The organism is Solirubrobacter soli DSM 22325, assembly GCF_000423665.1.
GTDB classification, from domain to species: domain Bacteria; phylum Actinomycetota; class Thermoleophilia; order Solirubrobacterales; family Solirubrobacteraceae; genus Solirubrobacter; species Solirubrobacter soli.
The window spans coordinates 41,158-58,240 of sequence record NZ_AUIK01000009.1 but is presented as its reverse complement, the minus strand read 5'-3'; the positions used below and the strand labels follow the sequence as shown (position 1 = coordinate 58,240).

Sequence of the window (17,083 nt, the reverse complement as noted above, 5' to 3'; positions counted from 1 at the left end):
CCCTGACCATCGGGGAGGGTTTGCCTATGGCCGCCCCCTCCCTCCTCTTCCCGCCCGCCGACGTCACCACGATCGCCCGTGACTTCGCTGCAGAGGCGACACTCGAACGTGTGCGATCAGCGGCAATGATCGCCCGGGACCGGATCGCCGAGCTCGACGGCGTCCGTGTCCTCGGCCCCGAGGTCAAGTCCGGCTCGGACAGCGTCCGCCTCGCGATCGACCTGCGCGACACCGGCCGCGACGCCTGGCAGGTCGCCTGCGCGATGGCCGGCCGCGGCTTCACCCTCGACGCCGCCTCCAACCGCGTGATCGTCGTGCGCCTCACCGAGGACGACATCCGCGACGCGACGCACCACCGCCTCGCCTCCGCCCTCCAGCTCGCGCTGTGGGCGTCGCCTCTGGCTTAGCTCTCTGTCAACCCGCGGCCTTTGTGAACGGCGCCCGTTTGGGCGCCGTTCGCGTTTGTGGACGCGCCCCGGCCGCCGTGACTCGCGGCGCCCGCGAGGGAGACCGTCAAGTTACGGTCCACGGAGACCATGCGAGATCGGTTGTGATCGCTTCGAGTTGGCGCGTTCGTAGGGGTGTTCTACGTTTCGCCCTCGTACAGGGGCGAAACGTTCGCCACCCCCTTCCGCGTGCACATGGACGTTCCTCAGGCCGAACACGGCAGCCGAGAGCGGACAGGGGTGTCCAGTACCACGACCTGTAACTGTCGGTCTCCCTTAGACCCCGCTTCGAGCGACCGAGCCGATTGACGAGCCGAACACGGGCGCCAGTGAGGGACGCTGGTGCACCAGGTCCCCCTCCCCTCAGTGCTTGCCGTTGAGGCGCTTGCCCTCAGGCCAGGTGCTCGGCGAGCACGCGCCGATGCACGGGCTGCGCCTCTTCCCACCTCGAGCGGCCTTCGTCGGTCAGGCAGACCGAGATGCCGCGGCGGTCCTCCGGGCACATGGAGCGGGCGACGAGGCCGTCCTTCTCGAGCCGGCCGACCGTGCGCGACAGCGCGCTCTGGCTCAGGTGCAGGAGGGGGGCGAGGTCCTGCATGCGCGGCCGCTCGCCGCACTGGCAGGCGAGTCGGTCCAGGACCTCGAACTCGCTCATGCCGAGCCCGAACTGGCCGAGTGCCTCGTCCAGCGCGCAGGCGGTGCGGGCGTGGCGCTCCAGGAGGTCACGCCATTCGGAGGTGAGATCGGGGGCCACTGCAGCAGATAGTAGCGCGTGCATCCTTTGCATGGACATTAGATGCATATGCATTAGTCTATGTCGGGATGACTTCTTCCTCCCCAGCCGCTCCGCGGTGGGACGCGCGTCTCTGGGGCGCGCTGTTCCTGCTGTGCGGGGTGCTCTTCCTCGACGGGCTCGACGTCTCGATGGTCGGCGTCGCGCTCCCGTCGATCCAGGCCGACCTCGGCCTCACCACCTCCCAGCTGCAGTGGGTCGTGTCGGCCTACGTGCTCGGGCTGGGCGGCGTCCTGCTGCTCGGCGGCCGCGCCGCCGACCTGCTCGGCCGGCGCCGCGTGCTGATCGCGGCGATGACGGTCTTCACGCTTGCTTCGCTGATGGGCGGGCTCGTCGACGACGGCGAGCTGCTGATCGCGGCGCGCTTCCTCAAGGGGGTCGCGGCGGCGTTCACGGTGCCGGCGGCGCTCTCGCTGATCACGACGACCTTCACCGAGGGCGCCGCGCGCAACAAGGCGATGGCGGTGTTCAACGCGTTCGGGGCCTCCGGGTTCTCGTTCGGGCTCGTGTTCGGCGGCCTGCTGACCGAGGCCGGCTGGCGCTGGACATTCCTGCTCCCCGTCCCGGTCGCGGCGCTTTTGCTGTTCGCGATCCCGCGCTACATCGACAAGGACCGCCCGTACATCGGCGCCAAGCGCCGCTACGACATCCCGGGCGCGGTCCTGCTCACGGCGGGCATGCTGCTGCTCGTCCGCACGGTCGTCGAGGCGCCCCAGCAGGGCTGGGGCGAGCCGCAGACGATCGCCGGCTTCGCCTTGAGCGTCGCGCTGCTGATCGCGTTCGTGGCGGTCGAGCGCCGCGCGCCGCAGCCGCTCGTGCGGCTCGGCATCCTGCGCTCGGCCCCGCTCGTCCGGGCCAACCTCGGCGCGATGGCGCTGTTCGGCGCCTACGTCGGCTTCCAGTTCGTGGCCACCCTCTACCTGCAGGTCACGCTCGGGTGGAGCGCGCTCGAGACCGCCCTGGCGTTCCTGCCCGCGGGCCTGCTGGTCGCCGTCGGCGCCCCGCGGATGGGCGCGGTGATCACCCGCTACGGCACGGCGAAGCCGATCATCGCCTCGGCGGTCGCATTCGTCGCCGGCTACGCGCTCTTCCTGCGCGTCGACGCGACGCCCTACCTGGTCGGGTTCCTGCCGTCGATCCTGCTGCTCGGCGTCGGGTTCGCCCTCGGGTACGCGGCGCTGAACGTGCAGGCGACCGCCGGCGTGTCCGACCACGAGCAGGGACTCGCCGCCGGCCTGGTCCAGACCTCGTTCCAGTTCGGCGGAGCGACGGTTCTCGCCGCCGTGAGCGCCGTCGTCGGCGCCGGGACGATCGGCGACTACCGGACGGCGATCGCGATCGTGCTCGGCGTGGCGGTGGTGAGCCTGCTGCTGGCGCTGACCGGCGTGATCCGGCCGCGCGCCGACGAAGCGGTGGCTACGAGCCCCGCCTGACGTGGGGAATCAGTGCGGTACCCGGCGCAGCCTCGTACCGCACGATCTCCGCCTTGACGGACTCGCGCTTCTCCTCCAGCCGCTCGATCTCCTCCAGGAGCTGCTCGGCGCGGCGTTCGAGGATGTTGACCTTGCGCTGCATGCGGTCGAGCTGCTCCTCGAGGTCGAAGACCCGCTCGACGCCGGCGAGGTTCATCCCCCACTCCGTCGTCATCTCCTGGATCCGCCGCAGGCGCTCGACGTCGGCCTGGGAGTAGAGGCGGGTGCCCTTCGGGGAGCGCTTGGGCTCGATCAGCCCGCGCTGCTCGTACATCCGCAGCGTCTGCGGGTGCATCTCGGCCAGCTCGGCCGCGACCGAGATCATGAAGACCCCTCGGTCGTGGTCGACGCGGGCCGTGATGCGCGTGGTGGTGCGGCGGGCGGCCATGCCTACGACCGTCCAGCCGCCCGCAGGATCCGCTCGCGCGGATTGCCGTTCATGACCTTCGAGAGCTGCTCGACGGCTTCGCGCTGCTCGGCGGTCAGATCGGTCGGCATCTCGATCACGAAGCGATAGTGCAGGTCGCCCCGGCCGGAACCGGAGAGGATCGGCGGCCCTTCGCCGCGCAGGCGCTGCACCGTGCCGTGCTTGGTGCCCGGCGCGACTCGGAGCTTCTTCGTGCCGTGCAGCGTCGGGACCTCGACCTCGGCCCCGGCGAGGGCCTCGGCGACGGTGATCGGGACCTCGACCTCGAAATGGTCGCCCTTGGGCTTGAAGACCGGCGACTCGGTCACGTGCGTGACGACGTACAGATCGCCCGCCGGACCGCCGCGCAAGCCTGCCTCGCCCTTGCCCGCGAGCTTGATGCGCGAACCCTCGCGCACGCCGGCGGGGATGTTGACCCGGTAGCGCTTCATCTCGCGCAGCCGGCCCTCGCCGCCGCAGGTCGGGCACGGATCCTCGATCACGGTCCCGGAGCCGTTGCAGCGCGAGCATGGGCGCGTGATGGAGAACACGCCCTGGCCCTGGGCCTCGACGCCGCGGCCGTTGCAGACCGGGCAGACCTTGGGCGAGGTGCCCGGGCGGGCACCGCTCCCCTGACACGTCGTGCACGCGGCGTGCGTGGCCACGGTCACGGGCACCTGGGCGCCCTCGGTGGCCTGCTCGAACGACAGCGTCACCGACGTCTCGAGGTCCTTGCCGCGCTCGGACGCCGGCTTCGTGCGCGTGCGCCCGCCGCCGGAGTTGAAGATCCCCGACAGGATGTCCGAGAACGAGCCGAAGTCCGCCGCCGTGGCGCCGCCGCCCTGACCGGCGCCGCCCCCGAAGGGGTTGCCGCCGGCGAAGACGTTGCCGCCACGGTCGTACTTCTTGCGCTTGTCCGGGTCCCCGAGCACGTCGTAGGCCTCGGAGATCGCCTTGAAGCGCTCCTCGGCCCCCGGGTCGGAGTTGGTGTCCGGGTGGTACTTGCGCGCGAGCTTGCGGTAGGCCTTCTTGATGTCCTCCTGCGAGGCCTTCTTGTCGACCCCGAGCGTCTTGTAGTGGTCCTGGGCCTTCGCCATCGCTACCCCGCGACCACGACACGCGCGGGCCTGAGCACCGCGCCGTTGATCCGGTAGCCGGACTGGTAGACCTCGACCACGGTGCCCGGCTCGGCGCCCTCGACGGGCTGCTGGGCCATCGCCTCATGTTCGTTGGGGTCGAACGCCTCGCCCTTGGGCGAGAACGTCTGGATGCCCACGCGGTTGAGCGCGGCCTGCAACTCGCCGGCGACCATCGCGAAGCCCTTGATCACGTCCTCGTGCCCCTCGGCGGCCTTCAAGGCCAGCTCGAGGTGGTCGAGCGCGGGCAGGAGCTCCTTGGCCAGCTTCGCCATGCCGCGATCGACGGCGTTGGCGTTCTCGCGCGCCATCCGCTTGCGGTAGTTCTCGAAGTCGGCCTGCGTGCGCCTGGCCAGCTCGAGATAGTCGTCCGCCTTGTCCTGCGCGAGCTTGAGCTCGGACGCGGGAGGCGCCTCGGCGTCGCCGAAGGACACCTCACCCGATCCAGCCGCAGCAGGATGCGGCGGGGCCGCCGCGGAGAAGTCCTCCTCCTCCGCGGCAACCTCAGTGGTGGGCGTCTCGTCGGTCATCACTTCGACTCGTCAACGACCTCGGCGTCGACGACCTCCTCCTCAGAGGAGCCCGAGGACGCGCCGTTGCTGCCGTTGGTGGACGGCTCCTCCTGCTGCTGCGCCTGCGCGCGCTCGTACATCTGCTCGCTGACGCGGTGGAACGCGGTCTGCAGCGTCTCGGTCTTGGCCTTGATGTCCTCGGCGTCCTCGCCCTTGACCGCCTCGTTGACGGCCTTGATCGCGTCCTGGATCTGGGACTTGGAGGCCTCGTCGATCTGGTCGGCGAGCTCCTTGAGCTGCTTCTCGGCGGTGTAGGCCGCCGACTCGCCCTGGTTGCGGGCCTCGGCGAGCTCACGCAGGCGCTTGTCCTCGTCGGCGTGCGACTCGGCGTCGGACACCATGCGCTTGATCTCGTCGTCGCTCAGACCCGAGCCCGACTTGATCTCGATCTGCTGCTCCTTGCCCGTGCCGAGGTCCTTCGCCGACACCTTCACGATGCCGTCGGCGTTGATGTCGAAGCCGACCTCGATCTGCGGGATGCCGCGCGGCGCCGGCGGGATGCCCGTCAGCTGGAACTTGCCGAGCGACTTGTTGTAGGTCGCCATCTCGCGCTCGCCCTGGAGGACGTGGATCTCGACGGACGGCTGGTTGTCCTCGGCGGTCGAGAACACCTCCGACTTGCGCGTCGGGATCGTCGTGTTGCGCTCGATCAGCTTGGTCATCACGCCGCCCTTGGTCTCGATGCCGAGGGTGAGCGGGGTGACGTCGAGCAGCAGGACGTCCTTGACGTCCTTGGAGAAGATGCCGGCCTGGATGGCCGCGCCCATGGCGACGACCTCGTCCGGGTTGACGCCGCGGTGCGGCTCCTTGCCGGTGAGCTCCTTGACCTTGTCCTGGACCGCCGGCATGCGGGTCATGCCGCCGACGAGCACGACGTGGTCGATGTTCTTGACGCCCTTGTCCTTGGCGTCGTCCATCGCCTGGCGGACCGGGCCGACGACGCGCTCGATCAGGCTCGAGGCCAGCTCGTTGAGCTTGGCGCGGGTGAGCCGCACGTCGAGGTGCTTCGGGCCGGACGCGTCCGCGGTGACGAAGGGAAGGTTGATCTGCGTCTCCTGGGCGGAGGACAGCTCGATCTTGGCCTTCTCGGCGGCCTCGTAGAGGCGCTGGAGGGCCATCTTGTCCTGCGTCAGGTCGATGCCCTGGTCGCGCTTGAACTCGGCCGCGAGCCAGTCGACGATCGCCTTGTCGAAGTTGTCGCCGCCGAGGTGGTTGTCACCCGCGGTGGCCTTGACCTCGAACACGCCGTCGCCGATCTCGAGCACGGACACGTCGAACGTGCCGCCGCCGAGGTCGAAGACGAGGATCGTCTGGTCGGACTCCTTGTCGAGGCCGTACGCGAGCGAGGCCGCGGTCGGCTCGTTGATGATGCGCTTGACCTCGAGGCCGGCGATCCGGCCGGCGTCCTTGGTCGCCTGGCGCTGGTCGTCGTTGAAGTAGGCCGGGACGGTGATGACCGCGGAGTCCACGGTCTCGCCCAGGTACGCCTCGGCGTCGGCCTTCAGCTTCTGGAGGATCATCGCGGAGACCTCCGGCGGCGAGTACTGCTTGCCGTCGGCCTCGACGCGCGCGTCCCCGCCCGGGCCGGACACGACCGTGTAGGGCACGATCGACTCCTCCTCGCGCACCTCGGCCTCCTTGCGGCCCATGAAGCGCTTGATCGAGAAGATCGTGTTGGTGGGGTTGGTGACCGCCTGACGCTTGGCGACGGTCCCGACCAGACGGTCGCCGCTCTGCGTGAACGCGACGACCGACGGAGTGGTGCGGCCGCCCTCGGAGTTCTCGATCACCGTCGGCTCGCCGCCCTCGAAGACCGCCATGCAGCTGTTGGTGGTTCCGAGGTCGATCCCGATCGTCTTTGCCATAAGGTGTGCTCCTCTTGAAAATCTCAGTCTGCTTGGCGCAGATTGTAGCCGAAGGGGCACATGCGCAGAAGTGCGCATTCGTCACATTTAGGGCGCCTTGAATGACACGTCCGGCGGCCGTGCCGGAGCAGGTTCACGTGGAACTCGAGCTCTTCGCCCTTCGGCGTGAGCTCGAGCATCGCGTCGTGCAGCTCCTCGAACGGCGCGCCCTCGCGGAAGAGGCCGAGGCGGGTGCCGACGCGCGACACGTGGGTGTCGACCGGGATGTCGCGCATGCCGTAGGCGAACAGCAGGACGCAGGCGGCGGTCTTGCGGCCCACGCCCGGCAGCGCCACCAGCTCGTCGCGCGCGGCGTCCACGCTCAGGGAGGCCAGGTGCTCGTCGAACGTGGGGATGTCGACCTCGCGCAGGATCTCCTGGATCCGGACCGACTTGACCTTGGAGATCCCGCCGGGCCGGATCGAGCGCTCGACGTCGGCGTTCGGGGCGTCGCGGACGGCCTCCCAGTCGGCGAAGTCCCGGCGCAGGGCGAGGAACGCGACGTCGCGGTTGCGGTCGTTCGTCGACTGGCTGAGGACGGTCAGGATCAGCTCGTCGAGACCGTGCCCGTGCGGGGGCGCGAATGGACGACCGTAGACCTCGCGGAGACGGTCGCGAATGCGTCGAACGCGGGCGCGTTTGGGCGCGGACATACGGCAGACGCTAGTCGCTCGCGGCTGACTACCCCGATTTGGGGAAAAAGCACTCTTCGGGGTATGATTTCTTACTGAAGAACCGCGTTATGTACGAAAACCGTCCTCGCGACCTTTAGGTTGCGGGGCCCGCGAACGATTCGCGGGTTGGTCGAGTTCCGGCGATGGACTGCTCAGGAACGCGGGTCCGAGACCCGTGAAAAAGCCGTGCGCCTTGGTCGGGTGCGCGATTCCCAGGGAGAGCCCCATGTCCGTCACGTCGGTGCGGCGTCTGTCGCTTGCCGTCTTAATCATCTGTTGTCTGCTGGTCGTTCCCGCGAGCGCGTCCGCGTCCCACGACGCCACGGAGGCCAAGATCATCCGCGCGCTCAACACCGCGCGGGCGTCCTACGGCCTGCCGAAGCTGCGCTCCACCCGCGCGCTCGGCCGCGCCGCCGACGCCCACTCGCGGGCGATGCGGCGCTCGAACACGATCGGCCACGGCGACTACTCCAAGCGCATCCGCCGCTACGTCCGCTCGCGCAAGGTGGGCGAGAACCTCGCGTGGATGTCGGGCTGCAACGCCACCTCGATCGTGAACATGTGGCTGAACTCGGCCCCGCATCGCAAGGTGATGCTCTCGAAGTCGTTCCGTCGCATCGGGGTGGGCCGCAGCGGGTCGCGCAAGTGCTTCGTGACGGCTGACTTCGCCTCCGCCCGTTAGAAGGCTCATCGCGGGCGCCCGATAGGGCGCTAGGGTTCTCCGCGCCATGCGGCGCGCGTTCGAGCATCCCCTCGCGCCGGCGCTGGGTTGCGCGATCGTCTGCGCGGTCTATCTGCTGGCCCAGCCGGCAACCGCCGACATGGCCGCGCATTCCTATCGCGCGTGGCTGTTCCAGCACGAGGGGCTGACGGTCTGGAACGCGCAGTGGTACGGCGGGCATCACGTGCTCGGGTACTCGTTGCTGTTCGCGCCGCTGGCGGCCGCGATCGGGCCCGCGTACGTGGGCGTGCTCTCGGCCGTCGCCGCCGTCCTGCTCTTCAGCCCGTTCGCGCGCGCGGCCGCGCCGACGCCCACCGCGGGCGCCGTCGCGACGTGGCTGCTCACCGCCGGCGTGCTCAGCAACGTGCTGATCGGGCGGATGCCGTTCCTGCTCGGGATCGCGCTCACCGTCGCGGCCTGGTCGGCGGGGAGGTCCAAGCACCGCGTCCTGTCCGGCGTGCTGGCGTTGTGCGCGATGCTGGCCTCGCCCGTCGCGGGCGTGTTCCTGATGCTCGGGGCGGCGGCGAAGCTGATCGCCGACGGGCCGAAGGCGCTCACGCAGGCGTTGTGGCTCGGCGTCCCGTGCCTGGCGGGCGGGATCGGGCTCTACCTCCTCTTCCCGGAGGGCGGGACCGACCGCTTCACGGCGACCGCGTTCTGGCCGATGCTCGTCATCTCCGCCGCCGGCGTGGCGCTGCTCGCGCCGGGGCGGCGGACGCTCTGGGCCGGCGGACTGCTCTACCTGGTCGTGCTGATCGCCGCCTTCGCGGTGCCGTCGCCGTTCGGGCAGAACGCGCTGCGGCTCGGCGTGCTCGCGGGCCCGAGCGTCCTCGCCCTCGCCCATCGCAAGCGCGTCCCCGTGCTCGCGCTGGCCGTCGTCGGCGTCGGGCTGCTCTACCTGCAGTGGCTGCCGGCGGTCCGCGCGGTCGCCGAGGCGCACGGGGACCCGAGCACGCGCCTGGCGTTCCAGGCCGAGGCGCGGGACTACCTCGCCCGCGTGGCGAAGCCCGGCGAGCGCGTCGAGGTGCCGATGACGGTCAACCACTGGGAGGCGGCCGACCTCGCCAAGGTCGTCCCGCTCGCCCGCGGGTGGGAGCGTCAGCTCGACCAGAAGGCCAACCCGATCTTCTACGACAACAAGCCGCTCACCGCCGCGACGTACCACCAGTGGCTCGCGGACAACGCGATCCACTGGGTCGCGCTGCCCAACGCGCCGCTGGACTACTCCGCCCGCGCGGAGAAGAAGGTGCTCGAGCGCGGGGCGAAGTTCCTCAAGCTCGCGTACGAGTCGCCGCGCTGGCGGATCTGGGAGGTCCAGGGGACCGACCCGGTCGCCTCCAACGGCGGCAAGCTGCTCGCCGCCGGGCCGAACTGGTTCATGGTCGACGCCTCCAAGACGACCGTCGTGCGGTACCGCTACACGAAGTACTGGTCGACCAGCGACGCCTGCCTCGCGCGCGCCGACGGCGGCTGGACCGAGGTCGAGCCGCGCAATGACGGCGGCGTGATCCTCGTCCAGGCGAAGTTCGGACTGGAGCGAGGCAGAGACGCAAAGGGGTGTTAGCCCCCGTGCGCTCGCGCGAAGCTCGTGGGTAGCCTCGTTCGGCGATGGTGAAGAAGCTGTTGCCGCGGGGTGCGGCGGACCTGTTGTGGCAGATCGTCCTGTTCTGCGGCGCGTACTGGGTCTACCGGCTCGTGCGCGGAGAGGTCTGGGATCAGTCGGCGGCGGCGTTCGCCCACGCTCGCGACATCGTGTCGCTCGAGAAGTCCCTGCACGTGTTCGTCGAGCCGTCCGTCCAGCACTGGGCGATCGGGACCGGCTTCATCGATGACATCGGCAGCTGGATGTACCTGAACACGCACTTCGTCGTGACGACGTGCACGCTCGCCTTCATCTACCTCTTCCGCAACGACCACTACTACTTCGTGCGGAACATGTTCATGGTGGCGATGGGGCTGGCGCTGGTCGGCTACGTCATCTACCCGACCGCGCCGCCGCGGATGCTGCCGGAGCTCGGGTTCGTTGACTCCGTGAGCGACTTCACGGGCGTCTCGTCGGACTCCAACGTCAACGCGCTCTTCAACCCCTACGCCGCCGTCCCGTCGATGCACGTCGGCTTCGCGCTGATGCTCGCGGTCCCGATGATCCGCATGGCGCGCTACCGGGCGACGAAGGTCGTCTGGGCCTTCTACGCGCCGGTCGTCACCGCCGTGGTGGTCCTCACGGCCAACCACTGGATCTTCGACGCCGCCACGGGCGCACTCGTCGCCGGCGTCTCCGCGATCGCGGCGCAGACGGTGTTCGCGCGGGTGCGGCCGACCGCCTGGGCGTGGGATCCGGAACCGGAGGCCCTTCCCGCCCCGGCGCGCGCCGGATAGTCTGCCCGGCCGATGGCCACCCGCGACTATCAAACCGAAATCCGCAACCGGCTGATCGAGTCGCGGCTCACGCCGAACGCGATCTCACTCACCGGCTTCGCGCTGTGCGTCGTCGCAGCCGCGCTGATCTGGCAGGGCTGGTGGATCGCCGGCGGGATCGCGTTCATCGTCGGCTCGGTGTGCGACACGCTCGACGGCCGCTACTCGCGGATGTCGGGCAAGGCGTCGCCGTTCGGCGCGTTCCTGGACTCGACGCTGGACCGCGTCGAGGAGGGCGTCGTGCTGGCCGCGGTCGCCTACCAGTTCTCCAAGGACGAGGACCTGACGTTCATCCTGAGCAACGACATCGCGGTCGCCGCCGTGGTGATCGCGGTGATCGCGTCGATCATGGTCTCCTACACCCGCGCCCGCGCCGAGGCGCTCGGCGTCGAGTGCAAAGTGGGCATCGCCGACCGAGCGTTCCGCGTCGTCGTACTCTCTGCGGGCCTCGTGTTCGGGGACCTCAAGGCCATCGAGCCGGCCGTCTACGTGCTGGCCATCATGGCCGTGGTCACGGTCTTCCAGCGCATCTTCCATGTGCGCTCCGAGCTGACGAAGCCTGTAACTGAAGCCGTCTAGCAGGGTTTCTTAGCCCGGACGGTCCCCCTCCTGCGAAGGAATCGATTTGAGCACCAACGGCACGAGCCGCTATCAGAACGAGAAGGTCCGCGTCGCGATCATCGGCGTCGGCAACTGCGCGAACGCCTTCGTGCAGGGCGTCCACTACTACAAGGACGCTGATCCGACCGCCCGCGTTCCGGGCCTCATGCACGTCGACCTCGGCGGCTACCACATCTCGGACATCGAGTTCTCGGCCGCGTTCGACATCGATGCCGACAAGGTCGGCAAGGACCTCTCCGAGGCGATCTGGTCCGGCCAGAACAACACGATCAAGTTCGTCAAGGAGGACGTCCCGCACCTGGGCGTCCCCGTCCAGCGCGGCATGACCCATGACGGCCTCGGCAAGTACCTGTCCGAGAAGATCACCAAGGCGCCGGGCTCGACCGTCGACATCGTCGAGGTCCTCAAGGAGACCCGCACCGACGTCGTCGTCTCCTACCTGCCCGTGGGTTCTGAGCAGGCGACCAAGTGGTACGTCGAGCAGATCCTCGAGGCCGGTTGCGCGATGGTCAACTGCATCCCGGTGTTCATCGCCCGCGAGCAGTACTGGAACAACCGCTTCAAGAAGGCCGGGCTCCCGATCGTCGGCGACGACATCAAGTCCCAGGTCGGCGCGACCATCGTCCACCGCCAGCTCGCCCGCCTGTTCGGCGATCGCGGCGTCGAGCTCCAGCGCACGTCGCAGCTCAACGTCGGCGGCAACATGGACTTCTACAACATGCTCGAGCGCGAGCGCCTGGAGTCCAAGAAGATCTCCAAGACCAACGCGGTCACCTCGATCGTCGACCACGAGATGCCGGCGCACGACGTCCACGTCGGCCCGTCGGACTACGTGCCGTGGCTCGAGGACCGCAAGTGGGCCCACATCCGCCTCGAGGGCGCGGCCTTCGGCGACGTCCCGCTGACCGCCGAGCTCAAGCTCGAGGTCTGGGACTCCCCGAACTCGGCCGGCATCGTCATCGACGCCGCCCGCTGCTGCAAGCTGGCTCTCAACCACGGCATCGGCGGCCAGCTCGACGGCCCGAGCTCGTACCTCATGAAGTCCCCGATGAACCAGCGGCCGGACGACCAGGCCCGCGCCGACACGGAGGCCTTCATCGCCAAGCACGCGCGTGCCGAGAAGGTCAGCCGCGCCGCGCGTGAGAAGAAGGCCTCCGAGAAGGCGTCGGAGAAGGTCTCCTAGCGCGTCGCCGCTCAGCCCTTCCACCTGGACGAGCGACTCGGCGAGCGCTTCGAGGCCGGCGTGCTGCTGTACATGGGTGAGAGCACGGTTCCGTTCGAGGACCGGCTCGCCGCGGTTCCGCTCAGCGGGCTCTGGGCCTAGGTCTCCAGTGGCTCGACCCGCAGGGGTCGGGCCACCGTTCGGGGAGCGAGGGCGTAGCCCGCGGTCAGCAGGACTGCGCCCTCCACCCACAGCGAGGCGAGGCCGAGCGGGTCGGTCCAGTTGCCGATGTCGTCGTCGGCGCCTGGGAGGCCCGTGGTGCGGCTGAGGATGTAGCCGAAGAGCGGGGCCGCGGCGACCAGTGCCGCGCCCGTGAAGGCGCGGCGGTCGGGGTGGTGCAGGAGTGCCGCCGCGACGACGATCGTCGCCCCCATGAGCAGCACGTAGGCCCAGAACAGCCAGCGTGTCTCGTGGTAGGTGCCGACGCTGTCGAGCAGGTGGATCAGGCCGATCGCCGAGACGCCGGCGATCGTCAGGGTCGTGCTGCGCTCGGTCATTTGACGGTCAGCGTGCCCTTCATGCCCGCCGCGGCGTGGCCGGGGACGGGGCAGAGGAACGTGTACTTGCCCTTCTTGAGGGTCGCGGTGACCGAGGTGGTCTTGCCCGCGGCGACGACCGGGCTCGAGCCGTGGCCCTGGATCGCGATGCCGTGCGCCATGCCGGCCGACTTCGGGTTGGTGAGGACGATCTTCACCTTGCCCGCCTTGGCGGTCAGGTGGGTGGTGTTGAAGCGCAGCGCGCCGCCCGGGTCGGCGGTCAGCTTCAGGGTCTGGACGTGGCCGCTGACGACGGCCGCGGAGCTCGCGGCGGCCGGAGCGCCGTAGCCGCCGGTCGAGCCAGAGGCTGTCGAGCCGCAGCCGGCGAGGACCGCTGCCGCTCCGACGGCGAGGAGGGGGAGGGAGATGCGGGGAGGCATGACTCCACGGTCCCGCGAATCGGGTCCATTTTCCCATCCGACTTTGGTCGTATACGACCGTGCGCTCACCTGTCGCCCAGTTCGCCCTCAGCGGCCTGCTCTTCGTGGTCGTGGTCGCCGTGGTGGGCGTCCTGGCGGTCCGCCACATCTCCCGCGACGAGGCGCTGTTCGACGCCAAGCAGCTCACCGAGCTCGCCGGCAACGCCGTGGTGGCGCCCGCGATCGAGCCGGGCGTCCTGCGCGAGGACCCCGCGGCGCTCGCCCGGCTCGACGGCGTCGTCCGCCGCAACGTGCTGCGCGATCCGGTCGTGCGGGTCAAGCTCTGGGACGAGAGCGGGCGGGTCGTCTACTCCGACGAGCCGCGGCTGATCGGCAAGCGCTACACGCTCGAGCCCGACGAGCGCGAGCTGTTCCGCCACCCGGGCGTGCACGCCGACCTGAGCGACCTCACGCGCCCGGAGAACCGGTTCGAGCGGGGCGAGGGTCCGCTGCGCGAGGTCTATCTGGGCATCAGAGGCCCGGGCGGAGAGCACCTGCTGTTCGAGACCTACCTGCGCGAGGGCGCGATCGCCGCCGAGACCCACCGCGTCTGGCGCGACGTGATCCCGATCGTCGTCGGCGTCCTGCTCGCGCTGTGGCTCGTGCAGATCCCGCTCGGGGCGCGGCTCTCCCGCCGGCTGCAGCGCGCGCAGCACCAGGCGGTCACGGCGTCCGAGCACGAGCGGCGCAGGCTCGCCCGCGATCTCCACGACGGGGTCGTGCAGGACCTGGTGGCGGTCTCGCTGACGCTCGGCGCCGCGCAGGAGCACGAGACGGGCGCCGAGGTCCGCAAGGCGATCCGCCGGCTGCGCACGCTCTCGGTCGAGCTCTACCCCGAGGACCTGCACCGCCAGGGCCTGGCGGGCGCGCTCAGCGACCTGCTGGCTCCGCTCCAGCTGGAGACGAAGCTGGAGATCGCGGACGGGCTCCAGCTCGGCCGCGACACCGAGGCGCTCTTCTACCGCACCGCCCACGAGGCCCTGCGCAACGTCGCCGCCCACGCGAACGCGCAGTCCGTGACCGTCCGGGTGACCGAGCGCACGCTCGAGGTCGTCGACGACGGCCAGGGCTTCGCCGCGCCCACCGACGACCGCCCCCACCTCGGCCTGCGGCTCCTCGACGACCTCGCCCGAGAACACGGCGGCGCGCTCGAGATCCGCTCGACGCCGGGCCGGGGAACGAGCATCCTGCTGAAGCTGTGATCCGCGTCCTGTTGATCGACGACCACGCCCTGGTCCGCGCCGGCCTGGCCCGCCTGATCGCCTCCGATCCCGAGCTCGAGGTCGTCGGCGACGCGGGCGACGGGAGCACCGGCGCGACGCTCGCCCGCGACCTCAAGCCCGACGTCGCGCTCGTCGACCTCGCGATGCCCGGGCTGGACGGCATCCAGACCACCCGCCGCGTCCTGAACGCGAGCGCCGCGACCCAGGTCGTCGTGCTGACCGCCTTCAGCGACCGCGCCCAGGTGCTCGCCGCCCTCGACGCGGGCGCCTGCGGCTACCTGCTCAAGGACGCCGAGCCGGACGAGCTCCTGCGCGGCATCCGCGCCGCCGCCCGCGGCGACTCACCGCTCGACCCGCGCGCCGCCCACGCCGTCCTGACCCGCGAGACCGTCGGCGCGACCCTCACCGCCCGCGAGCGCGAGGTCCTCAAGCTCGTCGCCGACGGCCTCCCGAACAAGCAGATCGCCCGCGCCCTCGGAATCACCGAGAAGACCGTCAAGGCGCACATGACCAAGATCTTCGCCGCGATCGGCGTCACCGACCGCACCGCCGCGGCCCTCTGGGCCCACCGCAACGGCGTCCGCTAGCCTCCCGGGCAGTGGCAGAGCGCTTCGCCATCGCCCAGGTCGCGCCGCATCCCATCGAGGATGCGAACGAGGTCGGGACGTTCGCGGCTGAGGTCTCGCGGGAGCTCGCGCAACGCGGCCATCGCGTGCTGCTGCTCGCCCCGAGCCGGAACCCGTCGCTGGTGCGCGAGTCGCGGAAGCTGATCCGGTCGGCGCGCGAGAACCCGGAGGATCTGTTCGACCCCGAGGGCGGGGTGCGGGTGCTCGGCGTCGGCGAGCTGCTGTTCAACAGCACGCGCAAGGCGATCAACCCGGCGCCGCCGATCGACATCGCGCGCACGATCGAGGACGTGCTGAGCATCGCGCCGCTGGACTTCGTGCACGTGCACGAGCCGTGGGCGCCGAGCGCGGGGAGCGTCGCCCTCCGCCATAGCCGCGCGCTGAACGTCGGCTCCTTCCACGCGCCCGCGGAGCGGGTCCTGAGCACCCAGGTCGCGCGCAAGTTCGTCGAGCTGTTCTTCGGCCGGATGGACGCCCGCACGGCGTCCTACGAGGCGACGGCGGAGCTGATGTCGCGCTTCTTCCCCGCCGGCTATGAGCTGTTGCCGCCGGGAGTGACGAGCGAGACCCGCGCGGAGCGGCCCAAGGGGTCGCCGGTGCGGATCGCGTTCTCCGACCGCGAGGAGCGCGGCGCGCTGCGGCTCTTCCTGCGCGCGCTGCGCCAGCTGCCCGAGGAGCTGCCGTGGGAGGCCGTGGTCTACTCGAAGACCGGCGCCGTCCCGACGCTGCGGTCGAGCTTGCGCAACCGCGTCCAGATCGTCGACGACGAGGACGCCGCGCTCACGAGCGCCGACGTCGTCGTCGCCGCGTCGCTCGGCCAGGTCACCGCCCCCGGCGTGCTGGTGAAGGCGCTCGGCGCGGGAGCCGTGCCGGTCGCGGCGCGCGTCCCGGTGTACGAGGAGGTGCTGCGCGAGGGCGACCTCGGGCTGCTCTTCCAGTTCGGCGATGTGGGCGTGCTCGCCGAGCAGCTCGAGCGGATCGTTCGCGACGACGGGCTGCGGGCGCAGCTGGCGTCCCGTGGCGCTCAGGCGCGTGAGGAGCTCGCCTGGAGCAAGGTCACCGACAACGTCGAGGCGATCTACGCGCGCCTGGCCGCGCTGCGCCACGACCCGGATCCCAAGCCCGAGGTCCGCGCGCGGCTGGCCAAGCGCAAGCTGATCGAGGTCGATCTGCACATGCACACCGACCACTCCAACGACTGCGCGACCCCCGTGGACGTCCTGCTGGCGACCGCGCGCGACGTCGGCCTGGGGGCGATCGCGGTCACCGACCACAACGAGATCTCCGGCGCGCTGGACGCCCGCGACAAGGCCGCCCAGTACGGGGTGAAGGTGATCGTCGCCGAGGAGGTCAAGACCGCCAACCAGGGCGAGGTCATCGGCCTCTTCCTGGAGGAGAAGATCCCGCGCGGGATGACGATGGCCGAGACGATCGCCGAGATCAAGCGCCAGGGCGGGCTCGTCTACGTGCCACATCCGTTCGACCGGATGCACAGCGTGCCGGACTACGAGCACATGCTCGACATCGTGTCCGACATCGACGCGATCGAGGTCTTCAACCCGCGGATCGCGATCCCGGCGTTCAACGAGGAGGCGGTGCGCTTCGCCGCCAAGTACCGGATCGTCGGCGGTGCAGGAACCGATGCACACGTCGCCCAGGGTCTCGGCGCGGTCCGCATCAGCATGCGCGACTTCGACGGGCCGGAGGAGTTCCTCGAGTCGCTGCGCGACGCCGACATCGCCGCCAAGCCTTCTTCGCTGCGCTACGCCCACGTGCAGGCGCTGAAGTTCCTCCAGACGAAGGGCACGCCCAGCGGCGCTCGCAAGGCCAGGCGGGACCGCAAGGTCGCCAAGGCCGTCGCGGGGCGCGGCGGGCAGTGAGTTGCAGAGTGGAG

General features: G+C 70.2%; 18 protein-coding genes. 10 read left to right on the top strand and 8 right to left on the bottom strand.

Annotation, left to right across the window (positions count from 1 at the left end; translation table 11 throughout):
- The first annotated feature begins 26 nt into the window (after positions 1-26).
- Positions 27-407 (top strand): hypothetical protein, encoded by a 381-nt coding sequence (locus tag G569_RS0107295; RefSeq protein ID WP_157591875.1) that lies wholly within the window; start codon positions 27-29, stop codon positions 405-407.
- Between the two features lie 430 nt (positions 408-837).
- On the opposite strand, the gene G569_RS0107290 is transcribed toward G569_RS0107295, so the two are convergent.
- Complete coding sequence (locus tag G569_RS0107290; protein WP_245602443.1) at positions 838-1,200, bottom strand: MarR family transcriptional regulator; 363 nt, start codon at positions 1,198-1,200, stop codon at positions 838-840.
- A 68-nt stretch (positions 1,201-1,268) separates the two neighbouring features.
- Between G569_RS0107290 and G569_RS0107285 the strand changes: the two genes are divergently transcribed.
- Complete coding sequence (locus tag G569_RS0107285; protein WP_028062933.1) at positions 1,269-2,672, top strand: MFS transporter; 1,404 nt, start codon at positions 1,269-1,271, stop codon at positions 2,670-2,672.
- Here G569_RS0107285 and G569_RS0107280 read toward each other — a convergent pair.
- Genes G569_RS0107280 through G569_RS46305 form a run of 5 tightly spaced genes read right to left on the bottom strand, consistent with a single transcriptional unit; the run spans position 2,656 to position 7,382 of the window.
- Positions 2,656-3,099, bottom strand: a complete 444-nt coding sequence (locus tag G569_RS0107280; protein WP_053225997.1) for a heat shock protein transcriptional repressor HspR — start codon at positions 3,097-3,099, stop codon at positions 2,656-2,658. The genes G569_RS0107285 and G569_RS0107280 overlap by 17 nt on opposite strands.
- 2 nt (positions 3,100-3,101) lie before the next feature.
- Positions 3,102-4,214, bottom strand: a complete 1,113-nt coding sequence (dnaJ, locus tag G569_RS46315) for a molecular chaperone DnaJ (protein ID WP_037495228.1) — start codon at positions 4,212-4,214, stop codon at positions 3,102-3,104.
- Between the two features lie 2 nt (positions 4,215-4,216).
- Positions 4,217-4,783 (bottom strand): nucleotide exchange factor GrpE, encoded by a 567-nt coding sequence (locus tag G569_RS46310; protein ID WP_053225996.1) that lies wholly within the window; start codon positions 4,781-4,783, stop codon positions 4,217-4,219.
- Positions 4,783-6,690, bottom strand: a complete 1,908-nt coding sequence (gene dnaK / locus G569_RS0107265) for a molecular chaperone DnaK (protein ID WP_028062931.1) — start codon at positions 6,688-6,690, stop codon at positions 4,783-4,785. The genes G569_RS46310 and dnaK overlap by 1 nt, the downstream gene beginning before the upstream one ends.
- 23 nt (positions 6,691-6,713) lie before the next feature.
- On the bottom strand, positions 6,714-7,382 hold the full coding sequence (locus G569_RS46305) for an endonuclease III domain-containing protein (RefSeq protein ID WP_053225995.1): 669 nt from the start codon (positions 7,380-7,382) through the stop codon (positions 6,714-6,716).
- Between the two features lie 247 nt (positions 7,383-7,629).
- Here G569_RS46305 and G569_RS0107255 point away from each other — a divergent pair, with 247 nt between their 5' ends.
- The 5 genes from G569_RS0107255 to G569_RS0107235 are packed head-to-tail and all read left to right on the top strand — an operon-like array spanning position 7,630 to position 12,346.
- The gene (locus G569_RS0107255; RefSeq protein WP_028062930.1) at positions 7,630-8,085 is read left to right on the top strand and encodes a CAP domain-containing protein; all 456 of its coding nucleotides are present in this window, start codon (positions 7,630-7,632) and stop codon (positions 8,083-8,085) included.
- Between the two features lie 46 nt (positions 8,086-8,131).
- Complete coding sequence (locus G569_RS0107250; RefSeq protein WP_028062929.1) at positions 8,132-9,688, top strand: hypothetical protein; 1,557 nt, start codon at positions 8,132-8,134, stop codon at positions 9,686-9,688.
- Positions 9,689-9,732: 44 nt separating this feature from the next.
- On the top strand, positions 9,733-10,503 hold the full coding sequence (locus G569_RS0107245) for a phosphatase PAP2 family protein (protein ID WP_028062928.1): 771 nt from the start codon (positions 9,733-9,735) through the stop codon (positions 10,501-10,503).
- 12 nt (positions 10,504-10,515) lie between these two features.
- Entirely contained in the window at positions 10,516-11,121 is a 606-nt protein-coding gene (locus tag G569_RS0107240; RefSeq protein ID WP_028062927.1) for a CDP-alcohol phosphatidyltransferase family protein, read from the top strand.
- Positions 11,122-11,167: 46 nt separating this feature from the next.
- Positions 11,168-12,346, top strand: coding sequence for an inositol-3-phosphate synthase (locus G569_RS0107235; protein ID WP_053225994.1), 1,179 nt, complete (start codon positions 11,168-11,170; stop codon positions 12,344-12,346).
- 137 nt (positions 12,347-12,483) lie between these two features.
- On the opposite strand, the gene G569_RS46300 is transcribed toward G569_RS0107235, so the two are convergent.
- Both G569_RS46300 and G569_RS0107220 read right to left on the bottom strand, forming a co-directional pair.
- Positions 12,484-12,882, bottom strand: coding sequence for a hypothetical protein (locus tag G569_RS46300; protein ID WP_053225993.1), 399 nt, complete (start codon positions 12,880-12,882; stop codon positions 12,484-12,486).
- Positions 12,879-13,301 (bottom strand): plastocyanin/azurin family copper-binding protein, encoded by a 423-nt coding sequence (locus tag G569_RS0107220; protein WP_028062925.1) that lies wholly within the window; start codon positions 13,299-13,301, stop codon positions 12,879-12,881. The genes G569_RS46300 and G569_RS0107220 overlap by 4 nt, the downstream gene beginning before the upstream one ends.
- Positions 13,302-13,360: 59 nt before the next feature.
- Between G569_RS0107220 and G569_RS0107215 the strand changes: the two genes are divergently transcribed.
- Genes G569_RS0107215 through G569_RS57445 form a run of 3 tightly spaced genes read left to right on the top strand, consistent with a single transcriptional unit; the run spans position 13,361 to position 17,069 of the window.
- Complete coding sequence (locus G569_RS0107215) at positions 13,361-14,542, top strand: sensor histidine kinase (protein ID WP_028062924.1); 1,182 nt, start codon at positions 13,361-13,363, stop codon at positions 14,540-14,542.
- The gene (locus G569_RS0107210) at positions 14,539-15,150 is read left to right on the top strand and encodes a response regulator (protein WP_028062923.1); all 612 of its coding nucleotides are present in this window, start codon (positions 14,539-14,541) and stop codon (positions 15,148-15,150) included. Before G569_RS0107215 ends, G569_RS0107210 begins: the two co-directional genes overlap by 4 nt.
- Positions 15,151-15,161: 11 nt before the next feature.
- The gene (locus G569_RS57445) at positions 15,162-17,069 is read left to right on the top strand and encodes a glycosyltransferase (protein WP_028062922.1); all 1,908 of its coding nucleotides are present in this window, start codon (positions 15,162-15,164) and stop codon (positions 17,067-17,069) included.
- Positions 17,070-17,083 lie beyond the last annotated feature (14 nt).